The organism is Flavobacteriales bacterium (assembly GCA_025210805.1).
Lineage (GTDB): Bacteria > Bacteroidota > Bacteroidia > Flavobacteriales > CAJXXR01 > JAOAQX01.
Genome location: JAOAQX010000006.1, coordinates 1 through 20,710, shown reverse-complemented (window position 1 = coordinate 20,710; position 20,710 = coordinate 1). Strand labels below are relative to the sequence as shown.

Genomic DNA, 20,710 nt, shown 5'->3' with positions numbered 1-20,710 from the left:
AGCAAGAAAAAGAAAATGGATTGGAAACAAAAGATCCAAGGGTTATTCTTTGGTTTTTCTAAACCCAAGCCTGTTAATACCATCACTCCAAAAAGAAGTTACGAAACGATATATCTTCAAAGTAATAAAAAAATTGAATGCTGGAAAATAGCTCTTCCATCACCAAAAGGAACGATAATTTTGTTTCATGGTTATGGCGGGAAAAAATCAGATATGCTGGAGCAGGCAGAAATTTTTAATCAGTTAGGATATCAAACACTATTAGTAGATTTTATGGGCTCTGGTGGTTCAGAAGGTTCGCAAACTACCATAGGTTTTCATGAGGCACAACAAGTGGTAACGGCTTTCGGTTTTAGTAAAACGACTCAAAATCTTCCCATTTACTTATATGGAAATTCTATGGGAGCAGCAGCGATAATGAGAGCGCTAAGTGAGTGGGATATTAAGCCCGAAGGAATCATTCTAGAATGTCCTTTCGGAAGAATGAAAAAAACGGTAGAAGCCCGATTTGAAATTGTTGGGATTCCTTCGTTTCCTCTAGCTTCCGTTTTAATGTTTTGGGGAGGTGTTCAAAACGATTTTTCATTTTTTGATCATAATCCAGAGGAATATGCAAAAAAAATAGAGTCCCCTACGTTGCTCATGTATGGTGAAAAGGATAATCGTGTTAGCCAAGAGGAAACAAATACCATTTTTAAGAACCTGAAAGGGAAAAAGAAAAAGCATCTGTTTCCTAAAGCTGGACATGAAAATTATCTCCATAAATACAAAGATGAATGGAGAGTAGAGGTTGAGAAGTTTTTAGACAACACAGTTCATAGTGAAGCAGATATAGATTTAAAGTAAAAATTTCGTTCCTAATTCTTGATTACTATATTCCCAAAGTTTTTTACCAATTTCTTTACTTTTAGCATACTCTGCAATAAATGCAGGTGCAGGAAAGCCGGTCATTTCTCCTTCGCCATTGGGTCCAACATAAGTAACGCCAGAAATAGGTTCTGTGGCGGCAAATAGACTAGAAAAAGCGCCTTGATTTGCGGTCATGTGCGGAAACTCGTGAATCATATTGGGATTGTCGGTTCTTAGTAATTCTGTTTTGCTAATACCAGGATGGGCGGCAACAGATAAGGTTTTAGATTGATACTTCTGAAGTCTTCTCTGAAGCTCAATTGTAAAAATTAAATCAGCTACTTTGCTCTGTCCGTATTCTCGAAATTTATCATAAGGTTTTTCGAGTTTGAGGTTTTCAAAATCAATTGTTCCATTTTTATGAGCAATACTACTTAAAGTGACTACTCGGCTATTGGAAGTGCTGTTTAGCAAATCATACAGGTGAGCAGTTAGTGCAAAATGAGATAAAAAATTTACTCCAAATTGCATTTCGTAGCCCTGTTTTGTTTTGCTAGCAGGTGGAAACATCACTCCAGCATTGTTGATTAAAATATCAAGTTGCTCATGATTTTGAAGGATTTCTTGTGCAAAATTCTTTACAGAATCTAGGTCAGAAAGATCAACAATTCCAGCTTCTAATTGAGCATTAGGTATTTTCGATTTAATTTGTGAAATAGCCAATTGTATTTTTTGCTCATTTCTACCAGCCATAATTACAGAAGCATTTTTCTTAGCAAATTCTAAGGCGGTTTGAAAACCAAGCCCCGTATTGGCTCCTGTAATCAGAACAGTTTTCCCATTTTGGTTAGGGATTTGTGAAGGATTCCAATTCATTTTATTATAATCCAAAAGTTATTTTTGCATGATAGGTATCCATATATTCTTTCATGCGTTTAATTTTTCCGTTTTCGATCACAAAGAGAATATGATAATAATTTTCATATTGTGTACCCATTGCTGTCTTAGCTTTAAACTCAGCCTCGGCAGCCACAGTATTTCCTTCAGAAATCATAGAGGTGGTTTTAAAATCGGCTCCATCAGGAAAAAGAGCGGTGCCTTTAAAGAAATCTAAAAAGTATTTGCTATCGTGTTCACCTGCTGTAGCAAGATAATCTGGTTTTCCAATAATCCACCAGCTAAAATCATCAGCAATCATCGTTTTTAGCTTAGAGACGTTTGATGTTCTCATGGCTTCCACAAATTCTACGACCAATTTTTTATTGGCAGTCTGGTTTTCTTTATACACCTTAAATGTATCCATTTCATCTACCTCGCTAATAGAGACATTATCACAACTTACATTCCCAGAGAAAAGCCCTAAGGTTAATAAGGCAATTTGTATTGATTTTTGAACGTTCATATTGTTTTTTTTTATGACTAATGGTGCTAATATAGAAACAATACTTTACATTTGAAAGTAGTTACCTCTATGGGAAGTAATAACATATGTGTAAGTAATATTGAAAATCAAAAATTTATGAGGGAAAAAACTTTAGAAGAATATTTGAACTGTCCTTTTCATTTAGCAATGAATACATTGGAGGGGAAGTGGAAATTTGCAATATTATACGTTTTACTAGATCGAGGTACATTAAGATTTAAGGAACTTGAACGTGCCATACCAGATATTTCTACCAGAATGTTAGTAAAAGAATTAAAACATCTTGAAGAAAAAAAAGTAGTAATAAGAACAGCTTATGCAACAGTACCACCAAAAGTGGAATACTCTTTAAGTAAAATAGGAAAAAGCATAGAACCCGTCATTGAAAGTATTTCAAACTGGGGAAAGACCTATGCTCAATCTTTATCGGAAATGAAGGAGAATGAAAGTGTTTAGTGTGTCGTTGATTTTAAATAAAATATCTAAGCCCAAAAAGTAATTGAACTTTAGTTCCGGTTAAACGTTGTTGGATTGTTTTGTAAACATTCATCGGGTTTTTGGGTTCTTCTGGTTTCAAAATTTCACTATGCTGTTCCGAGAAATCTAGACTGTATCCACAGTATCTAGATTCGATTTCTACATATAATTTTTGGTAAATAGGAAAAGAGTATCCTACATTCCATCCGACTGCAAAATATTCACTATAAAAACTCTTTGGAATTTTTTTAGTGCTTATGGCATACAGAGTATTCCCTGCTGCGTCAAGAACAAAATCACCTTGATCATCTGTAATAGGGTAAGAAGCGGTATTGAGCACAGATTTTATTTCCGAGGCATAGTTTTTTTGAATAAAAAAGCCAAGTTTTAATCCATTTTTAAAATAATAGTCCAATTTAAATTGATAAGCATCTAGAAAACTAATGAATTCAGGCTTGTTTTGTAAAGTTTCGATATCTACCCCTTCAGGATTCCTTATTTTGTTTCCTATGTTATAACTAAGCCCTAAATATAAATGACTGACAATTCTTAATTGAGCTCCAAGATAAATGGGATGTTCACCTTCGTCAATAGGGCTAATCATTCCGTTTAATTCAACATTCAGGGAGCTGTTTCTGAAGTTTCCTAAATTTCTTTCTTTTAGTTTCGTAACAAATTCATTGTCTTGCGCATTTACTACTGATTGTAGAGAGAGTAATGCTAGTAGGAGTATAAAATTCTTCATTGTTATGTTATTTTTTTAATTAAAAGAAGTACATCAATCTAAATTGACAGCCCATAATCATCTCAGTAAAAGAAACATCATCTTGGATGTGGTAAAAATATTCCATATCACCATTTGATCCATTATTTTTCTCCTTAATCACTTGGTCTCTTTTACCACTAAGTATCGAAAGTTTAGGCATGATATCAATAGCAAATCCATCTATTAATCTTTGTGTGTATCCCACTCCGATATAGTATTCTAGAGATTCGCTGATTAATTCATATTTAATTTTTTTATTCTGAGGAGTATAAACAATATTTCCATTTTCGTCTTGAACAGGATTTCCGTTTTTATCCAAAAGAAGAGAAGTGTTCGTAATAGTAGAATAGTGTTGTTGGAAGTTTGTATGATATTTTGAACCTAAAGCACCGTATAAACCTTTGAATGCATAATACCTTGCAAATACACCAAAGCTAAAACTTCCTGATTGTAATTCTGTGTTGGAAATATTACCTTCTAAATACATGTCTTTACTACTAGCGCCAATGATGTAATAATCAAATGCCAAGGCGAGTTTAGGACTCACCATTCCTCCTACGGATATATTTACATTTGATGCCATATAATCCTTATGAAAAGGAGAGAATACTAGGGATCCAAAATATTTCCTCCCTTGCATGAAGTTGTCAGTGGAGCCAGTTTGAGCTTCTGCTTTGATAAAAAATAAAAGTAAAAAAACGATTGTTATTTTCTTCATATCTGTAAAATATTTTTTCATTTTCTTTTATGAGATTGCAATAAATGACTTAGAATGATTTTTTAATAATCATTAATCTTTATAGCTATCATTTTTAGGTTGTAGATCTCTAGTAATCACTCTAATGAAGTCAATTAGAAACCAAATACCTAGACCGCCAATGGTTAACAATTGTATAATTCCTATTGTGGGATAGCCTAAATAGAAACGATGAATTCCAAGTATTCCAAGAAAAACAACGAGAAGAACTGCGATTGTCCAGCTTTTCTCATCATTTTTAGCATGTTCTACAGCGATAGCTTCCTCATTGATTTTTTGAATTTCTGCTAATTCAGAAACATCAAAAGTAGATACTTTTGAGTTGGAAACAAACTCAGACATAACAAACTCCGTATTTGTCTTCTTAACAGGAATGGCAGCGGTAGAAATTTCTGTGTTAATCACTCCGAGAAATAGGAGTAAACCCATAATCAGTTTTTTCATATTTTTGATAATTATTAAATCTTTGCGATGAAATTACTAATTTTCTGCATTATATCGATATTATTCAATACTAAACTACTTATTGCCCAAAATACATCTCATACATTTATGGGGATAATAGAGATAGAGGAAACTGCTCCTATTTCATATTATTTAGATTATTATATTGATAAAAAAGACTCAGTTCGAGGTTATAGTTTATCTAATATCATGGATATTGATGAAACAAAGTCTGAAATTATTGGTTTTTTAGATCGGGAAAAGAAAATTTTATTCCTTCATGAGTCTTCAATCATCTATACAAAGTCTGAATTAGATCCTAATATATTTTGTAATCTTCAATTTGAAATTCCATTTAAAAGAAAAGAAGCTAAAAAAATATCTTTTGATTTCCAAAGCTCTTATCCAGATGGAAGTCCCTGTGTTTCTGGGAAAATGCAATTAACCAATGCTGAAAGAATAGAGGTGTTTCAAAAAAAGCTCATTGCTCAAGCTGAGAAAATGGCAAAAAAAGGCCGAATTTCTTCTCAAGAACTTAAGACTATCAAAACAAGTTCAGAGCTGGTTTCAAGAAAACGTAAGACAAGGGTAGAAAAAGGTGAAAAATTAAGTTTCTTGTGGAATAAAGACTTCATAGAGCTAAGCCTTTGGGATTTTGCAAATAATGATAATGATTCCGTGAGTGTTTCCCTCAATGGAGCGGAAGTGTTTTCGGGGCTTATTTCTTCTCAAAATACCTTGTTAAACATTCCGCTAAAAAATCAAAATAATAGAATTCAAATTAAAGCACTAAATGAAGGTCGTATAAAAATGAACACAACCTCATTATCCATTTCCAACGGAGTTCGCAAAGAGGAATTTTTAGTATTTCTGGAAAAAAACACCCAAATAGACCTTTTATTGAAGAAAAATTGACCTTTAAGAAAACGGATCTTTTGTGCGTATGAACATTGTATATCAATATTTTATCGAATATTGCATGTGAAACCCAATATAAAAGACTATTTTCCCTATTCTTAACCAATTGAAAAATGAAAAAAGTAGTTTTTTTATATTTATTACTCATCAGTACCTCGTTTTTGGCTTATAGCCAAGAGTATCTTTCTCAAAGCTTAAACGCTCCTTCTTTAGGGCTTTTTCATAAAGTAGAAGATATTGATCATGATGGAGATGATGATTATTTCGTTATAGCGGATACCTTTGTTATGTGGTTTGATTCCCCACAGGATCTTTCGGATACAAACTTTATTGGATCTACACTTCCATGGTATAAGTGGCACACCAAAATAGTAGATTTAAATAATGATGGACAATCTGAAATAATGATATACAAGTCTGGGCTAACCATGATATTTCAAAACAATGGCTCTGGTGTTTTTGATACGGCTAGTGTGAATTCTATTCCAATCTATGAATATGATATATTTCATGATTTTGATGGCGATGGTTATCAGGATATTGTGCAAAATTATTTTGATTCTATCGTGTTTTACAAAAACCTTGGAAATCTAACTTTTAGCCAAGGGCAAAGCATTTTTAATGCTAATTCTCATATTCCTTATATTTATGGAGGTAGTTGGCGAATGATGGATATTAACGGGGATGATCACCTAGATTTGGCTATTTTTATTTCTGAAACAAGTATCTCTTCTGATAATTGTATAATATTTTTAAATAATGGGGCAGGAATTATTGACCCAATACCTTTTTATAAAAGAAGAATACGCTCCAGAAACGATTTTCACCAGATAGACTTTGATCAAGATAACGATTTGGATCTTATTTATCATGACCAGAGTAAAATTTACTTGATAGAAAATGTGAACAATACCAGTCTTCTTCCTCCTAGAATCATTTTTTTATCCCATCACCATTTTTCTAAATTAGTGCTATTTGATTTTGATCACGATAATCAGTTAGAGATATTATATCATACTTCAGTCAATAAGATGGTGAAACACCATATTCTGAAATTTGACCAAAATCATCAATTGCAGGTGACAAATCAAATAAAATTTTATGGAAATAGAGCAGTGAATGCGCCCTTGAAAACAGAAGACTATAACCAAGATGGAAAGCTTGATTTAGTAAGTGTAAATAATAATCTCGTTCACCAAAATATTACCAATAACAACAAAATAATCATTAAAAACCTCCATGTTTGTGATTCATTTTATACCCATTCTTCGGGAGAAACCATAACGGAGTCTAATACCTATATTGATAGTTTAGCCAACGATACTATTTTGGTGAATTATATTCAATTTATTCCAAAAGACACCACTCATATCGCTGAAGTTATTTGCGAAGGGAATCAATACTCCATAGGTAATAGCTCTTTTAGTAACTCTGGGCAATATGAAGTATTGTTGACTAATCAGTATGGGTGTGATTCGTTGATAATACTTAACCTACAAACACGCCCTCAACCCCAAGAAAGTTCACAATATATAGAAACTTATAAGAACGAATACTATATCAATGGTGTAGTTTATACGTCCAATACAGAAATAACAACTACCTTCACCACCCAATACCAGTGCGACAGTACAGTGCATTATGAATTAGTCTTCTTGGAGAACGAAGAAAATGATTACGAACCTATTACTTTAGGAACTTTTGTACCGAATCCTGGTGATTTTCAAATGGTAGATTTCGATCAAGATGGTGATTTGGATATGGTAGTACTTTCTGAAAATGAAACATTGCTTTATAGCCTAGAACAAACTACAGCCAATCATTATAAAGAGATTTTAGTAAGTGATACAATGAAAATCGAGAATTTCGAACTGAAAGATATTGATAATAATGGACTTTTAGATATTCTCGTAAATGAAAAATATGCTTTTGTAAAATTAAAAAGTGGTTACCAACGGATTATTCACCCTTATAAAAAGGAAGAAAAATCTAAGGAAATTGATTTGGATGAAGATGGAGATTTAGATGAATATGAAATACGTTATACCAGTAAATTTTCGGATGTATTGTACACAAATTTATATATGTATATAAAAGATTCCGTTGGGAATTTTCAGGAATTATACGCTCCTTTTGGTGAAAATGGTCTTTATGCAGGGTACTTTATTTACCCATTTAATCATCAATTTGACTTCGGAGATTTAAACAATGATGGTTTTATGGATTTTATTGTCTCTACGGGGTCTAAAACTTCAAAAACCCGTATAGATTTATATCTTTCAGATTCCAGTTTTAATTATACCCAAAGGACCATTTATAATTGGCATTCTGTTACAATTTATCAATCCTATGTCGGCAATGCCAAAATATATGATATCAACCAAGATGGAAATAAAGACATTGTTTACAGTACCAATAATTATTATAATGGAATGTCAAAAGATCAAATAGTGGTTCTTTTTAATAACGGAGAAAAGGACTCCATCACATTTGCTAAAGAATATATTTCCTGCTATGATCCAGTAGGCTTTTTTGAGCCCATGAAACATAGTGGAGCCATCACGAATATTAATCATTCTCAGTATCGACCGCACCAAACACTCAGAATTGACCATAAGAATGGAGTGAATCTCAAACCCGTTGCCGGATATCCAGGAGTTTTTACAATACCAGGTAGTACAGGAGAAGGAAGCTCATCAGTCACCAAAACGATGGATCTCAATCATGATGGCTACAAAGATATTGTGGGTAATCATATAAGGCAGGATGAGTATTTTGCACTAATTAATCACCATGATACATCTTATGGCGTCTATAGACTCCCTGAGCATTTAGTAAGATTATCGTACTATGAAGATATTGATGCAGATGGGGATTATGATTTTGTTTATAATAATGGAATGAGTTGGCGAGAAAATATCTCAGCTGACTCTGTGGGGCCAATGGATACATTACTCTATATAGGTCACGAATTACCAAAGGATAAGTATTTTTTCTTCTATGAATCAGCAACTTTTGCAAAGGATTTTGACAATGATGGTCATAAAGATGTACTTGCATTTTTCGAAAATGAATCATCTGATTTGATTTTGTTAAAAAACGATGGCTCTAATACGGTAAGCTATTACAATACTATAGATTCCAACGTAGTGGTTAAACAAATTATTGACTTTGACCAAGATGGAGACTTTGATATCATTAGCTCCTTAGCTTGGTATGAAAATACAGGAAATTTAGACTTTGAAAAACACGAGCTTTCCAATCAAGTAGGAACTATTTCCCAAATATTTGATATCAATCAAGATGGATATTTGGATATTCTAAGTAAAAAAGACCAAACCATTGCGTGGTTTTATAATGACGGTTTGCAAGAGTTTAGCATGGGTGAGCTTATCACTTCACAAGCTCCAAAAGAGGACTATACCTTGCGATTTATGGATTTTGATTTTGATAATGATTTCGATATTTATGCTAAGAGACATATTCCACATTATAGTTACAACTACGGAGATCATCATATCTTATACCGAAACAAAAGTTATACTCCAGACAATCCTAAGTCAGAAGAACTCCCAGGAGGAAAAGAAATTGAATTTCTGGTGTATCCTAATCCCAATAATGGTGTTTTTGGAGTGATTTCTCTTTATGATCAGGTAGAAATGCGTGTATATTCTATTGAAGGGAAATTTATCTTATACCAAAAGCTAAAAAGTGATCTTAATCAAATTAATATACAAGGTGTTTTAGCTTCAGGGTCTTATATCCTCACCTTTACAAAACCCGGTGAATTCTCCCAAACAGAACATATTGTGATTGTGAAATAACTGTTTATAGTATATAACCGGCTACAAACAGGATGCTCCACTGTAGCAAATGCCATAGCGTGTGATATCCCGCAAACCAGCTCCGTAGGAGCCATACTCATGCTGTATGTCTGTGAATAAAAAAACAGGATGCTCCACTGTAGTAAACGACATAGCGTATGATAGCCAACAAACTAGCTCCGTAGGAGCCATATTGTATGTAGATAAAAAATGCGAATGTAAATACAGCTCCATAGGAGCGAACTAAAATCAGTAAAATGGCCAATACTTATACCCAATTGTATGTTCAAATTGTTTTTACGGTAAAAGGAAGACAAAATCTTATCCCCAAAAAACACCGTGAAGAATTACATAAATACATAACAGGAATAGTTAGCAATAGAAATCAAAAACTACTTGCCATTTTTGCAATGCCAGATCATATACATTTGCTTGTAGGATTAAAGCCCAATATCAGTATCTCAGATTTAGTGAGAGATATAAAGGCAGGTTCTTCAAAATACATTTCTGACAATAATTGGATTCAACATAAATTTAGTTGGCAAGAGGGGTTTGGCGCATTTTCTTATTCCAAAAGTCAATTAGATAATGTAATAAATTACATACTTAACCAAGAAGAACACCATAACAAGAAGACATTTGAAGAAGAATATCTTGATTTTTTGAAAAAATTTGAGGTTGACTACAATGAAAAATATTTATTCGAATGGATAGATTAACGGATCACCCCGCTGGGGCTACAAACAGGATGCTCCTCTGGAGCACAAGGGATGTATCAAATGGGGCTACAAATAGGTTGCTCCTCTGGAGCAAGATATCATGATATCAAAAAAAACAGCTCCATAGGAGCTATACGGTATGTAGATGAAAAATATGAACGTAAATATCGCTCCAAATGAGCTATACCGTATGTAGAATATCATACGATATCAAAAAAAACAGCTCCATGGGAGCTATATGGTATGTATATAAAAAATATGAACGTAAATATCGCTCTATAGGAGCCATACCGTATGTAGAATATCATGCAATATCAAAAAAAAGTCAGCTCCATAGGAGCCATACCGTATGTAGAATATCATACGATATCGAAAAAAACAGCTCCATAGGAGCTATAAGGTATGTAGATAAAAAATATGAAGAGTAAATATCGCTCCATAGGAGCGAACCATTAAATTCTGGGTTATGGATTGAGTTATGAATGACTTATTGAATTGTGAATGTTTGTACTTTAATATCGTAACTTGCACGAAAATTTGTCAATCATGCTTCTTTCAATCATTTCACCAGCAAAAAACATCAATGAAAATTGGGAAAACACCGGGTTTGAAAGCACTCAGCCTCAGTTTTTGGCTCAGGCCAATGACTTGATGAAAACCTTGAAATCTAAAAGTCCTGAAGAACTTGGGAAACTAATGAAGTTATCAGAGAAACTATCAGATTTGAATTACGAAAGAAATCAGAACTGGAAAAAGAAACATACAGAAGAACAAACGATTCCTGCGGCTTTTGCCTTTAATGGCGATGTTTATAAAGGCCTTGAGACAGTAAGTCTTTCTACTGAAGAACTGGAAAGACTCAATGAATCTACCTTTATTTTGTCTGGGCTTTATGGATTGCTAAAACCCCTAGATTTAATCTACCCGTACCGATTAGAAATGGGAACAAAAATGGAAAACTCAGGAGGGAAAAACCTCTATGAATTTTGGGGGAATAGATTAGGGGAAAATATTCAAAAAAACTTAAAAAAACACCATGGAACAGCCTTAATAAATTTGGCTTCCAATGAATATTTTAAGGCAGTAGATACAAAGGAAATACAGGTACCTATCTGGACACCAATTTTTAAAGACGAAAAGAACGGAGTATATAAAATCATCAGTTTTTATGCAAAAAAAGCCCGAGGAATGATGGTGAGATATATGATTCAAAATAAAGTAGAAACCATTGAGAAACTATGTAATTTTGATAGCGATGGATATTATTTTGATTCGATTGATGAGCAAAAGAAACAAATCATTTTTCATAGAAACTAAAAGATGAACCAAGCAATACAAGCCGAGGTAATTTCTGTAGAAGAAAAAAAACTCGTACTCAAAACCAAAAGAGATACCATTACCTGTACGCTAGCAGAAGACGAAAGACCGCTAGAAGTAGGAGAGAAATACGAATTATTCTTATGGCAACATCATAATAAAAACTGGATTGCCAGCAGAAGACTTATGGATCAAAAGATCCCATATTTTGATATCCTTGAGGTAGTAGGTTTTCACCCAAAAGGGTACCTCGTAGAGTGGGACAGAAAGCCAAACCTTTTGGCGAAAGCCGAAACCGATTTAGATATCGATAAAGATTATATTTTCTATATCACCACCGATGATGAGGACTCCCTAGTTGCTTATGGAGATTACAGAGACCATTTTCAAGCACATACTAGCGAACTAAAAGAAGGACAAGAAGTAGATATTTTAATCTATTCTGAAACCGAATTAGGTGTAAAATGTATTGTGAATAACAAATACGAAGGACTCATTTATCATGATCAGATTTATGGAGATTTCTATCGTGGTGAGCGTAGAAAAGCCTTTGTACAACATATTAGAGAAGATGGAAAACTAGACATTATTCTCTACCAAAACAGAAAAGAAACCCGAGATGACAATGCCCAAGTAATCCTAGATTTTTTGGAAGAAAATGAAGGAGAAATGGATTATACAGATAAAAGTTGTCCTACAGAAATTGCCGAAAATTTTGGAATGAGTAAAAAGGCATTCAAAAGAGCATTGGGAAGTCTTTATAAAGAGAAATTAATTACATTAGAACCTACAAAAACAAAATTGAACCATGGAAAACGCCATTAATTTAGGTGGAGTAGAAGTTTCTATTCAAAATAAAATAGCCACCGTAGAGTTTCATCATCCATTAAGTAATTCTTTGCCAGGGAAAGTATTGGCAAAATTGGCAAATACCATCACAGAGCTTGGGCAGAATGACGAAGTATTAGTAATCGTTCTAAAAAGTGCTGGAGAAAGAGCTTTTTGTGCAGGAGCTTCATTTGATGAGTTGATTGCTATCGAAAACTTGGAAGAAGGAAAAGTATTTTTCTCAGGTTTTGCCAATGTAATCAATGCCGCCAGAAAATGTCCAAAACTCATTATTGGGCGCGTACAAGGAAAAGCCGTAGGTGGAGGTGTAGGAATGGCATCTGCAACAGATTATTGTTTTGCAACAAAATATGCAGCTGTAAAACTCTCGGAACTTGCTGTAGGAATCGGGCCTTTTGTGGTAGGACCAGCAGTAGAGCGTAAAATCGGAACCTCAGCTATGAGTCAGCTGGCAATAAATGCCACAGAATGGCAAACAGCACAGTGGGCAAAAGAAAAAGGACTCTATACAGATCTCTTTGACACTGCCGAAGAAATGGATGCCGAAATAGAAAAACTGGCAAACACACTTGCAAATTCAAATCCTGAAGCTATGACCTTGCTCAAGCAAATTTTTTGGGAAGGATGCGAGCACTGGGATGATCTCTTGATGGAAAGAGCCGCTATGAGTGGAAAACTTGTTTTATCAGATTTTACCAAAAATGCCATTAATAAATTTAAAAAGAAATAGTCTTTTTAAATTCATTTCAATAAAATGAAGCCTCCTTTTAGGAGGCTTTTTTGTTTAGTGTATGATTTTTAATATTTGAATAAGTGTTTGTTTTTATGTTGTTTGTTTGCCCACAAAAATTAGTTTCCAGAACAAGAAATTTATTCAAAGAATCACTATTTTGTAAAATAACTCCTTGAACTATCGGTTTTCCATTTTTACAATTATTGTAAATCATCAAGTGTTTTTCTTTGAGATGAGAATAAGAACCAGTTTTATTATAGTAACAGCTTAGATAATTATAAAGATCATGGCGGGTTTCAAATTCCACATAAGGAAATGATAGTTGTGAATAAGCTGTTTGTAAGCTGAATACTAAATGTAGGATGAGTAAAATTTTTGTTATCATTTTCAATTTTTTTTCTTGATGAGACTCTGCCATTTAAAGATTGAATACTTACAGTTGCGAATATCTAATCGCTGTTCTAAACTTTACTCTTGTAATAGTTATCTGTTATATGATAAAGATTAATAGGGTCACAATTCAAAAGCAAGGTGAATAAAATCCCGAATAATATTTTCTTTTTAAAATCCATTTCTTAAGGGTTTTGTAAAAGGATTGATATATTTTTATTTGTATAATGCATTAGTCTTTAGGTAAATGTGTTTTTATCCCATAATCCAATCAAATTGTCTGATAAGCAAGAATTGTATAAAAAACCATAGTATTGAAGTCCCAAAAAGAATGTTTAATGAAGAAAGGTAAATGCTCTTATTGCCAATTCTAATAGATCGAACAAGGCTAATCAATATTGGAAGGACACTTAATAAAGTCATTAAAAACCAAACAATATATAAACAAGTAAAAAAACTTGTGTAAACTTTTATTTCTAAAATTTCATAGCAAATAAGAAATAAAGAACACAGAATAGACAAAAATATATAGATTCTTTTAAAGTAATACCGTTTACGTTGTTAATTTACCCATAAATTTTAGCTTCTTTTCGGGTTTGTTTACTTGGCGTAACATCCCCCTTTCCCCCTTCAAAGGGGGCTTAAACAGTGAGTAAATTAACACCGTAAATGGTATGAGTTAAGATTTTCATTGATTGTTTTTTAGGAGCATTTTTTTTAGAAATCGTTCAGTTCCTTTGTTTAAAGGATAAAAATCATATTCCTTACCATCCATTAGAATCATGAAGCAACGTTTTTCTTTCTTATATCTAAGAAAATAGAGTGTTTGTAAAAAATGAGTACTCGGATAAGGGTTTAATATTCTCATTTCCCTTTTATGGCTCACTTCATAAACATTCATTTTTTCCTCTATCGGAAAGTTGAAAGATTTGGAACTAGTTTTACCATTTTTTACCGTTGTGATATCTATACGATGAGCTTTTTGAGATAATTTTTTGTCTAAATCAACAGTAAAGCCGTCCATCTTTTTTTGGATATCGAATACATCAAAAAGTGGGTCATAAACATAAAAAGCTTCAATAATTTGTTCATCTTCTTCAAGAAATGAAGTATCTACTTGAATCCTATGTTTTCCGCTCTCCACCTTTCTGTTAAATTTACTTTTTAGGATATTTTCCGAAGAGTAAATTTCCCATGGTGTAGTATAATTAGGCTGATGGTAAGGATTTGAAATGGAATAATCACGATTGTCATTATCAGTATATGTGATTTCCAAAAAGGGATGATTGTTATAAAAAACGATTTTTTGCTCATCAAAAAGGATATAATCCATCTTTCCATAAAGGGTTCTCCAAGGAGTACCATAGTTGGTGTAGTTTCCCAAAAACTGGTCATATTTTGGTAAATGTTTCAAATCAATGCTATCAAAATATAAATATATCATACTGTCTTGTACAGCAATAAGGTTTTGCCCTCTTGATTCATAATGATTGCATTGTCCTATTGCTTTTTCAAAAAACAAAGAAGATAAGAGCACTCCTAGAATTACTTTGAGTTTATTGATATACTTTGAAGAAATAGTCATCTTTTTAAGTGTTAAATTACGTTTTGTTCTTTACCCATTCCAAATACTCAAATGTAGAAGTATCTACGATTCTAAAGCCAATTTTTTTTCCTTCTACTTAAAGAGTGATGAATCATATATCTTTTTATTTTTTCTTGCAAAAACAAAATCTAAGGGAGCATTCCATAAAGAGTCAACAAATAAATAAATTTTACCCTCATCAAAAATAATTTTGTTCTTAGTTTTTTGAGCATATAAAACTATATGAAGGAAAAAGCATAATGTGAATAATTTTGTTGCCATTTATTGAATCATTAGTCTTTATAATAAACCTCTAAAGAAGGCGTTTGCCATTTTTTTGGTTTACTATTTCCATATTTTAGAGATAAAAATTGAGATCGATTCATAAAAATAAGCATTAATCCATTTTTCTCCTCAACGATAATTTTATTTCTTCTTTTGAAAATAAATTGTTCTTGCTGGTTTTTGGACAAACAATTGAACTGGTTTTGTAAGACAATTTCTTTGTGAGGTCTATCCATTTTATCGTGAAATGGAAATTCGTCATAGGAAAAACTCAAGAAAACACATTCGGAAAGATGATTAAATGAAATTGATTTTATCTTGTTCTGATAGAACAATTCATGAATTCTTTTCAAATTCTTATATTCGGAATACGAATTAAAAAAGAAACTAGATGAGAAAATACTAGAAACTTTTTGATATCCCTGAATAGAGTAATCGTGTTTTATATTGTTTCCCTTGGTAGATAGAATAAAATGATCTTTTTCGATATAAATGGCATCAAGATTTTCAAAACGAATATTTAATTTTTGCTGAATTATATCTGTATATTGCTCCATTTCGTTTTTCATTTCTTGATGACTCATAGAAAATTCCATTTGATCTCTTAATGCAATCCTTTTAGTGCATGAAATACTGAGAATTAGTATAATAATGTATGTGATAATTTTCTTCATTTTTGTTGATTATGAGTGTAACCTGCCTGAATGAAAGTTGCATCTCTTGGATCATCGAAATATGATTCGAAATAATCCCCGCTGTCGCCAATTTTTAATTGGTTGGACACACAGAGAATCACACTAAATTAACCATTTCATAAAATAAAACACTCAATAATAGCTTTTTATTGAGTGTTTTATTGTTTTTTGATTCACATACTTACTACTAAGTGTAGCTTTAGTTGAGAAGAGTCTGTTTAATCTGCAAACCATTCCATAAATGGATCGGCAACTAAAATGAACACAGATATTGCTACTCCCAATATATACAAAGAATATGTCCATTTGGGATATTTAAATTTATTAATCAGTAATAAAATAAACCAAAATGGAGCACTCAAAATCATCAATTCTCCTAAATAATAGATGATTGAATGATGCATATGAAAATTAAGCTCTTTAGGATCTGGATTGTTATAACTTGGAAAGTAGCCTAGTGAAAAAAAAGCTCGAAAAACATAAGAGTAGAAAGCTAAGAAAAAACTCATCGGAATTAAACTCAGAGCGATGTATATGTACTTGATATTTTTTTTCATATTCACGAACTCATAAAAGCGATTCCCCGCTACCACCAATTTTTAATTGGTTGTACACACAGAGAATCACACTAAATTAAACATTTTGCAACAATAAAACCCTTATTAATAACTTATTATTGAGTGTTTTATTGTTTTTTTATTTGCATTTTCTCTAAGGAAGCAATTCGGAGCTGAGAACGATTTTCTATTTTATTTGGCTTTTCCCAGCACACACAAAGCCCATCTATATCAATCAAAAGATCAAGCTCATTTTCAAACAAACGTTTCATTTAATAAAAATGTTTATAAAAAGAGGCTTATTTAAAATGATTATGAATAGCAAAAAACGATAAAAAATAGGACAAAAATCCTTGTAAATTTTAGGTTCAAGCACTACCTTTGTGAGTCAATAATTGTTAATTTTTTAACTTAAAAGCGATAACACGATGAGCAAAACAGTGGGATTATTCTCCAGTTCGCTTGGTAGAAAGATGGTGATGGGAATCACTGGACTCTTTCTAGCCTCGTTTCTTGTCATTCACTTGATAGGGAATTTAGCCTTATTTTACGATCCAGTAGCCTTTAATGAGTACACCAAATTCATGTCTTCCAACGCCTTAATCCGTGTGATGGAGATTGTTTTGGTATTAGGTTTTGGGAGTCACATCATTGATGCTATTTTACTTACAAAAGCCAACAACAAGGCAAGACCAGTAAAATATGCCATGGACAAGAAAAAAAGTTCTTGGTACAGTAGAAATATGGGACTAACAGGTTCTGTAATTCTAGTGTTTTTGGTAATTCACATTGGAACTTATTTTGTGCCTTACAAACTAGGAGATCCATCATTGGATGCCACAGGATTAAAGGATATGTACACAATTGTGGTAAATTCTTTCCAACAATGGTGGTATTCTTTATTGTACATCGTGAGTTTTGTTGTTCTAGGAGCACACTTGAACCACGGTTTCCAGTCCGCTTTCCAAACTTTAGGAGTTAACCATCCTAAATACACACCATTTATTCAGAAAGTGGGTGTAGTGTTTTCAATTTTGATAACGATTGGATTTATTTCTTTCCCAATCTATTTCGGATTTATTAAATAAATACAAGCACAGAGATGACAAAACTAGTTAGCCATATACCAGAAGGTCCAATAGATAAAAAGTGGACTAAGCATAAAGCAGACAGCTTATTGGTAAACCCAGCGAACAGACGTTTGATTGATGTGATTGTTGTTGGGTCTGGATTAGCCGGAGCCGCTGCCGCAGCTTCATTGGGAGAACAAGGATACAATGTAAAATGTTTCGCTTTCCAAGATTCGCCAAGACGTGCGCACTCTATTGCTGCACAAGGAGGAATCAATGCTGCCAAAAACTATCAAAACGATGGAGATTCTACTTACCGATTATTTTATGATACGGTAAAAGGTGGAGATTACCGCTCAAGAGAAGCAAACGTTTATAGATTAGCAGAAGTATCAGCCAATATCATAGACCAATGTGTTGCTCAAGGAGTACCATTTGCACGTGATTACGGAGGATTGTTAGATAACCGTTCTTTTGGAGGAGTACAAGTAAAACGTACTTTTTATGCAAAAGGACAAACAGGACAACAACTTTTGATTGGAGCTTACCAAGCCCTTTCAAGACAAATTAACGCAGGAACTGTGACGATGTACAACCGTCACGAAATGCTAGAAGTTGTAAAGAACGACAAAGGAGAAGCTGTAGGAATTATCGCTCGTAACCTCGTAACAGGAGAAATAGAGCGTCACTCAGCCCACGCTACCCTACTTGCAACAGGTGGATACGGAAATGTATTTTTCCTATCAACAAATGCTATGGGATCTAATACAACAGCAGCTTGGAGAGCACACAAAAAAGGAGCACACTTCGGAAACCCTTGTTATGTGCAAATTCACCCAACTTGTATTCCCGTATCAGGAGATCATCAATCAAAACTTACTTTGATGTCTGAATCTCTTCGTAACGATGGACGTATCTGGGTTCCTAAAAAGAAAGAAGATGCAGAAGCCATCCAAAGAGGAGAAAAAAGAGGTGTAGATATCCCAGAAGAGGATAGAGATTACTACCTAGAAAGAAGATACCCAGCCTTTGGAAACCTTGTACCAAGAGATGTTGCCTCACGTGCTGCAAAAGAAAGATGTGATGCAGGTTACGGAGTAAATGCAACAGGAAATGCCGTTTATCTTGATTTCTCAGATGCCATCAAGAGATTCGGAAAAGATACTGTAGAAGCTCGTTATGGAAACCTTTTCCAGATGTATGAAAAAATTACAGCGGAAAACCCTTACGAACTTCCAATGAAAATTTATCCAGCCATTCACTATTCTATGGGAGGTCTTTGGGTAGATTATAACCTACAAACTACCATTCCAGGATTATTCTCAGCTGGGGAAGCAAACTTCTCAGATCACGGAGCAAACAGACTTGGAGCATCTGCACTAATGCAAGGTCTTGCTGATGGATATTTCGTAGTACCTTATACAGTACCGAACTACTTAGCAAAGCATATCCGTACTGGTGCAATCCCAACAGATACACCAGAATTTGACGCTGCCGAAAACGAAGTAAAAGGACGTATAGAGCAGTTGATGAATAATAAAGGAACCAAATCTGTAGATACTTTCCACAAGAAACTAGGAAAAATCATGTGGGAATACTGTGGAATGGCTCGTAATGCTGAAGGATTGACTTACGCCATCGGTGAAATCAAGAAAATCAAAGAGGAATTCTACAAAGAAGTATTCGTACCAGGAACACCAAACGGTATGAACCAAGAGCTAGAAAAAGCCCTTCGTGTTGCCGATTTCATTGAGCTTGGAGAATTGATGTGTCATGATGCACTTCATAGAAACGAATCTTGTGGAGGTCACTTCCGTGAGGAATACCAAACAGCAGAAGGAGAAGCACTACGTAATGACGAAGATTATACTTATGTAGCTGCTTGGGAACATACCAACGGGGATCCAGCTCTTCATAAAGAACCGTTGACATTCGAAAATATTGAACTAAAACAAAGATCATACAAGTAATGGCAGGGATGAAACTAACACTTAAGATTTGGAGACAAAACGGCCCAAACGATAAGGGTCGTATAGTGGACTATAAACTATCCGATATTTCACCAGATATGTCTTTCTTGGAAATGATCGATGTATTGAATGAAGAATTGGTTCACAAAGGAGAAGAAACCATCGCATTTGATCACGACTGTCGTGAAGGAATCTGTGGAATGTGTTCACTTTATATCAATGGAGAACCTCATGGACCAGACGATTTGATCACAACTTGTCAGTTACACATGCGTTCTTTTAAAGATGGAGACACCATTTATATAGAACCTTGGAGATCTGAAGCATTTCCAGTCATCAAAGATTTGATGGTGGATCGTTCTGCGTTTGATGCAATTATTCAAGCAGGAGGATATGTTTCCGTAAATACTTCAGGAAATACACAAGATGCAAACGCATTACCTATTCCAAAAATAGACGCAGATGCTGCCTTTGATGCCGCAACTTGTATTGGATGTGGAGCTTGTGTAGCAACTTGTAAAAATGGTTCGGCTATGCTGTTTACATCGGCTAAAGTTTCTCACCTTTCACTCCTTCCACAAGGACAAGTTGAGAAAGACAGACGTGTAATCAATATGGTAGAAACAATGGATTCATTAGGATTTGGTAACTGTACCAATACAGGAGACTGTGAAATCCAATGTCCAAAAGGAATTTCTCTAGAAAATATCGCGAGAATGAACCGTGACTACTATGCTGCAAAAGGAAAAGAGAAATAGTCTCTAATATCCATAAACATTTTTTGAAAAGCATTCATTCCTTATTGGAGTGGATGCTTTTTTGTTTAAAAGGATGAAGATTTTTATAATAAGCCCTCTTAGAAGGGGGCTTATTCTGATTCCCCTTTTGAATAGCTTGTCTTTATTTCTTTTTTGAGGTATTTCGTGGTGAAACATCCCCCTTCCCCCCTTCTAAGGGGGCTTATTCTGATTCCCCTTTGAATAGCTTGTCTTTATTTCTTTTTTGAGGTATTTCGTGGTGAAACATCCCCCTTCCCCCCTTCTAAGGGGGCTTATTCTGATTCCCCTTTGAATAGCTTGTCT

General features: G+C 33.8%; 22 protein-coding genes. 12 read left to right on the top strand and 10 right to left on the bottom strand.

Going from position 1 to position 20,710, the window contains the following annotated elements:
* Positions 1-15: 15 nt before the first annotated feature.
* A complete protein-coding gene (locus N4A45_02935; protein MCT4664172.1) occupies positions 16-846 on the top strand; it encodes a lysophospholipase in 831 nt (276 codons plus the stop codon).
* On the opposite strand, the gene N4A45_02930 is transcribed toward N4A45_02935, so the two are convergent.
* Both N4A45_02930 and N4A45_02925 read right to left on the bottom strand, forming a co-directional pair.
* Positions 838-1,725, bottom strand: a complete 888-nt coding sequence (locus N4A45_02930; protein ID MCT4664171.1) for an oxidoreductase — start codon at positions 1,723-1,725, stop codon at positions 838-840. The genes N4A45_02935 and N4A45_02930 overlap by 9 nt on opposite strands.
* 4 nt (positions 1,726-1,729) lie before the next feature.
* Positions 1,730-2,251: a nuclear transport factor 2 family protein gene (locus tag N4A45_02925; protein MCT4664170.1), complete on the bottom strand. Its 522-nt coding sequence runs from the start codon at positions 2,249-2,251 to the stop codon at positions 1,730-1,732.
* Positions 2,252-2,368: 117 nt separating this feature from the next.
* Here N4A45_02925 and N4A45_02920 point away from each other — a divergent pair, with 117 nt between their 5' ends.
* Positions 2,369-2,728: a helix-turn-helix transcriptional regulator gene (locus N4A45_02920; GenBank protein ID MCT4664169.1), complete on the top strand. Its 360-nt coding sequence runs from the start codon at positions 2,369-2,371 to the stop codon at positions 2,726-2,728.
* Between the two features lie 13 nt (positions 2,729-2,741).
* Here N4A45_02920 and N4A45_02915 read toward each other — a convergent pair whose 3' ends face one another.
* The 3 genes from N4A45_02915 to N4A45_02905 form a co-directional block, all read right to left on the bottom strand.
* The gene (locus N4A45_02915) at positions 2,742-3,494 is read right to left on the bottom strand and encodes a hypothetical protein (protein ID MCT4664168.1); all 753 of its coding nucleotides are present in this window, start codon (positions 3,492-3,494) and stop codon (positions 2,742-2,744) included.
* Between the two features lie 19 nt (positions 3,495-3,513).
* On the bottom strand, positions 3,514-4,233 hold the full coding sequence (locus N4A45_02910; protein MCT4664167.1) for a hypothetical protein: 720 nt from the start codon (positions 4,231-4,233) through the stop codon (positions 3,514-3,516).
* 72 nt (positions 4,234-4,305) lie between these two features.
* The gene (locus tag N4A45_02905; GenBank protein ID MCT4664166.1) at positions 4,306-4,716 is read right to left on the bottom strand and encodes a TM2 domain-containing protein; all 411 of its coding nucleotides are present in this window, start codon (positions 4,714-4,716) and stop codon (positions 4,306-4,308) included.
* A gap of 27 nt (positions 4,717-4,743) precedes the next feature.
* On the opposite strand from N4A45_02905, the gene N4A45_02900 reads away from it, so the two are divergent.
* The 7 genes from N4A45_02900 (at position 4,744) to N4A45_02870 (ending at position 13,073) form a co-directional block, all read left to right on the top strand.
* Entirely contained in the window at positions 4,744-5,631 is an 888-nt protein-coding gene (locus N4A45_02900; GenBank protein ID MCT4664165.1) for a hypothetical protein, read from the top strand.
* A 116-nt stretch (positions 5,632-5,747) separates the two neighbouring features.
* Positions 5,748-9,458 (top strand): T9SS type A sorting domain-containing protein, encoded by a 3,711-nt coding sequence (locus N4A45_02895; GenBank protein ID MCT4664164.1) that lies wholly within the window; start codon positions 5,748-5,750, stop codon positions 9,456-9,458.
* Positions 9,459-9,715: 257 nt separating this feature from the next.
* On the top strand, positions 9,716-10,177 hold the full coding sequence (gene tnpA / locus N4A45_02890; protein MCT4664163.1) for an IS200/IS605 family transposase: 462 nt from the start codon (positions 9,716-9,718) through the stop codon (positions 10,175-10,177).
* A gap of 227 nt (positions 10,178-10,404) precedes the next feature.
* Positions 10,405-10,605, top strand: a complete 201-nt coding sequence (locus N4A45_02885) for a hypothetical protein (protein MCT4664162.1) — start codon at positions 10,405-10,407, stop codon at positions 10,603-10,605.
* Positions 10,606-10,723: 118 nt separating this feature from the next.
* Entirely contained in the window at positions 10,724-11,494 is a 771-nt protein-coding gene (gene yaaA / locus N4A45_02880; protein MCT4664161.1) for a peroxide stress protein YaaA, read from the top strand.
* Positions 11,495-11,497: 3 nt separating this feature from the next.
* The gene (locus N4A45_02875; protein MCT4664160.1) at positions 11,498-12,319 is read left to right on the top strand and encodes a hypothetical protein; all 822 of its coding nucleotides are present in this window, start codon (positions 11,498-11,500) and stop codon (positions 12,317-12,319) included.
* The gene (locus tag N4A45_02870; GenBank protein ID MCT4664159.1) at positions 12,303-13,073 is read left to right on the top strand and encodes an enoyl-CoA hydratase/isomerase family protein; all 771 of its coding nucleotides are present in this window, start codon (positions 12,303-12,305) and stop codon (positions 13,071-13,073) included. The genes N4A45_02875 and N4A45_02870 overlap by 17 nt, the downstream gene beginning before the upstream one ends.
* 37 nt (positions 13,074-13,110) lie before the next feature.
* Here N4A45_02870 and N4A45_02865 read toward each other — a convergent pair whose 3' ends face one another.
* The 5 genes from N4A45_02865 to N4A45_02845 form a co-directional block, all read right to left on the bottom strand.
* On the bottom strand, positions 13,111-13,461 hold the full coding sequence (locus N4A45_02865; protein MCT4664158.1) for a hypothetical protein: 351 nt from the start codon (positions 13,459-13,461) through the stop codon (positions 13,111-13,113).
* Positions 13,462-14,154: 693 nt separating this feature from the next.
* Positions 14,155-15,051: a hypothetical protein gene (locus N4A45_02860; GenBank protein ID MCT4664157.1), complete on the bottom strand. Its 897-nt coding sequence runs from the start codon at positions 15,049-15,051 to the stop codon at positions 14,155-14,157.
* 293 nt (positions 15,052-15,344) lie between these two features.
* The gene (locus tag N4A45_02855) at positions 15,345-16,010 is read right to left on the bottom strand and encodes a hypothetical protein (protein ID MCT4664156.1); all 666 of its coding nucleotides are present in this window, start codon (positions 16,008-16,010) and stop codon (positions 15,345-15,347) included.
* 239 nt (positions 16,011-16,249) lie between these two features.
* Positions 16,250-16,588, bottom strand: a complete 339-nt coding sequence (locus N4A45_02850; protein MCT4664155.1) for a hypothetical protein — start codon at positions 16,586-16,588, stop codon at positions 16,250-16,252.
* A 128-nt stretch (positions 16,589-16,716) separates the two neighbouring features.
* Positions 16,717-16,860: a hypothetical protein gene (locus N4A45_02845; protein ID MCT4664154.1), complete on the bottom strand. Its 144-nt coding sequence runs from the start codon at positions 16,858-16,860 to the stop codon at positions 16,717-16,719.
* Positions 16,861-17,016: 156 nt separating this feature from the next.
* Between N4A45_02845 and N4A45_02840 the strand changes: the two genes are divergently transcribed.
* From N4A45_02840 to N4A45_02830, 3 genes are read left to right on the top strand one after another with little or no spacing between them, the layout of a single operon-like run.
* Entirely contained in the window at positions 17,017-17,676 is a 660-nt protein-coding gene (locus N4A45_02840; GenBank protein ID MCT4664153.1) for a succinate dehydrogenase cytochrome b subunit, read from the top strand.
* 14 nt (positions 17,677-17,690) lie between these two features.
* Positions 17,691-19,628 carry a fumarate reductase/succinate dehydrogenase flavoprotein subunit gene (locus N4A45_02835; GenBank protein MCT4664152.1) on the top strand — a complete coding sequence of 646 codons (1,938 nt, stop codon included), beginning with the start codon at positions 17,691-17,693 and terminating at the stop codon, positions 19,626-19,628.
* A gap of 8 nt (positions 19,629-19,636) precedes the next feature.
* The gene (locus tag N4A45_02830; protein MCT4664151.1) at positions 19,637-20,386 is read left to right on the top strand and encodes a succinate dehydrogenase/fumarate reductase iron-sulfur subunit; all 750 of its coding nucleotides are present in this window, start codon (positions 19,637-19,639) and stop codon (positions 20,384-20,386) included.
* The last annotated feature ends 324 nt before the right edge of the window (positions 20,387-20,710 follow it).

Coding starts and splice junctions, on each gene's coding strand:
- yaaA (MCT4664161.1), top strand. CDS start 10,724: ATGCTTCTTTCAATCATTTCACCAGCAAAAAACATCAATGAAAATTGG.
- N4A45_02850 (MCT4664155.1), bottom strand. CDS start 16,588: ATGAAAAAAAATATCAAGTACATATACATCGCTCTGAGTTTAATTCCG.
- N4A45_02875 (MCT4664160.1), top strand. CDS start 11,498: ATGAACCAAGCAATACAAGCCGAGGTAATTTCTGTAGAAGAAAAAAAA.
- N4A45_02905 (MCT4664166.1), bottom strand. CDS start 4,716: ATGAAAAAACTGATTATGGGTTTACTCCTATTTCTCGGAGTGATTAAC.
- N4A45_02935 (MCT4664172.1), top strand. CDS start 16: ATGGATTGGAAACAAAAGATCCAAGGGTTATTCTTTGGTTTTTCTAAA.
- N4A45_02910 (MCT4664167.1), bottom strand. CDS start 4,233: ATGAAGAAAATAACAATCGTTTTTTTACTTTTATTTTTTATCAAAGCA.
- N4A45_02840 (MCT4664153.1), top strand. CDS start 17,017: ATGAGCAAAACAGTGGGATTATTCTCCAGTTCGCTTGGTAGAAAGATG.
- N4A45_02860 (MCT4664157.1), bottom strand. CDS start 15,051: ATGACTATTTCTTCAAAGTATATCAATAAACTCAAAGTAATTCTAGGA.
- N4A45_02830 (MCT4664151.1), top strand. CDS start 19,637: ATGAAACTAACACTTAAGATTTGGAGACAAAACGGCCCAAACGATAAG.
- N4A45_02885 (MCT4664162.1), top strand. CDS start 10,405: ATGGGAGCTATATGGTATGTATATAAAAAATATGAACGTAAATATCGC.
- N4A45_02835 (MCT4664152.1), top strand. CDS start 17,691: ATGACAAAACTAGTTAGCCATATACCAGAAGGTCCAATAGATAAAAAG.
- N4A45_02915 (MCT4664168.1), bottom strand. CDS start 3,494: ATGAAGAATTTTATACTCCTACTAGCATTACTCTCTCTACAATCAGTA.
- N4A45_02865 (MCT4664158.1), bottom strand. CDS start 13,461: ATGATAACAAAAATTTTACTCATCCTACATTTAGTATTCAGCTTACAA.
- N4A45_02900 (MCT4664165.1), top strand. CDS start 4,744: ATGAAATTACTAATTTTCTGCATTATATCGATATTATTCAATACTAAA.
- N4A45_02870 (MCT4664159.1), top strand. CDS start 12,303: ATGGAAAACGCCATTAATTTAGGTGGAGTAGAAGTTTCTATTCAAAAT.
- N4A45_02845 (MCT4664154.1), bottom strand. CDS start 16,860: ATGAAACGTTTGTTTGAAAATGAGCTTGATCTTTTGATTGATATAGAT.
- N4A45_02855 (MCT4664156.1), bottom strand. CDS start 16,010: ATGAAGAAAATTATCACATACATTATTATACTAATTCTCAGTATTTCA.
- N4A45_02930 (MCT4664171.1), bottom strand. CDS start 1,725: ATGAATTGGAATCCTTCACAAATCCCTAACCAAAATGGGAAAACTGTT.
- N4A45_02920 (MCT4664169.1), top strand. CDS start 2,369: ATGAGGGAAAAAACTTTAGAAGAATATTTGAACTGTCCTTTTCATTTA.
- N4A45_02895 (MCT4664164.1), top strand. CDS start 5,748: ATGAAAAAAGTAGTTTTTTTATATTTATTACTCATCAGTACCTCGTTT.
- N4A45_02925 (MCT4664170.1), bottom strand. CDS start 2,251: ATGAACGTTCAAAAATCAATACAAATTGCCTTATTAACCTTAGGGCTT.
- tnpA (MCT4664163.1), top strand. CDS start 9,716: ATGGCCAATACTTATACCCAATTGTATGTTCAAATTGTTTTTACGGTA.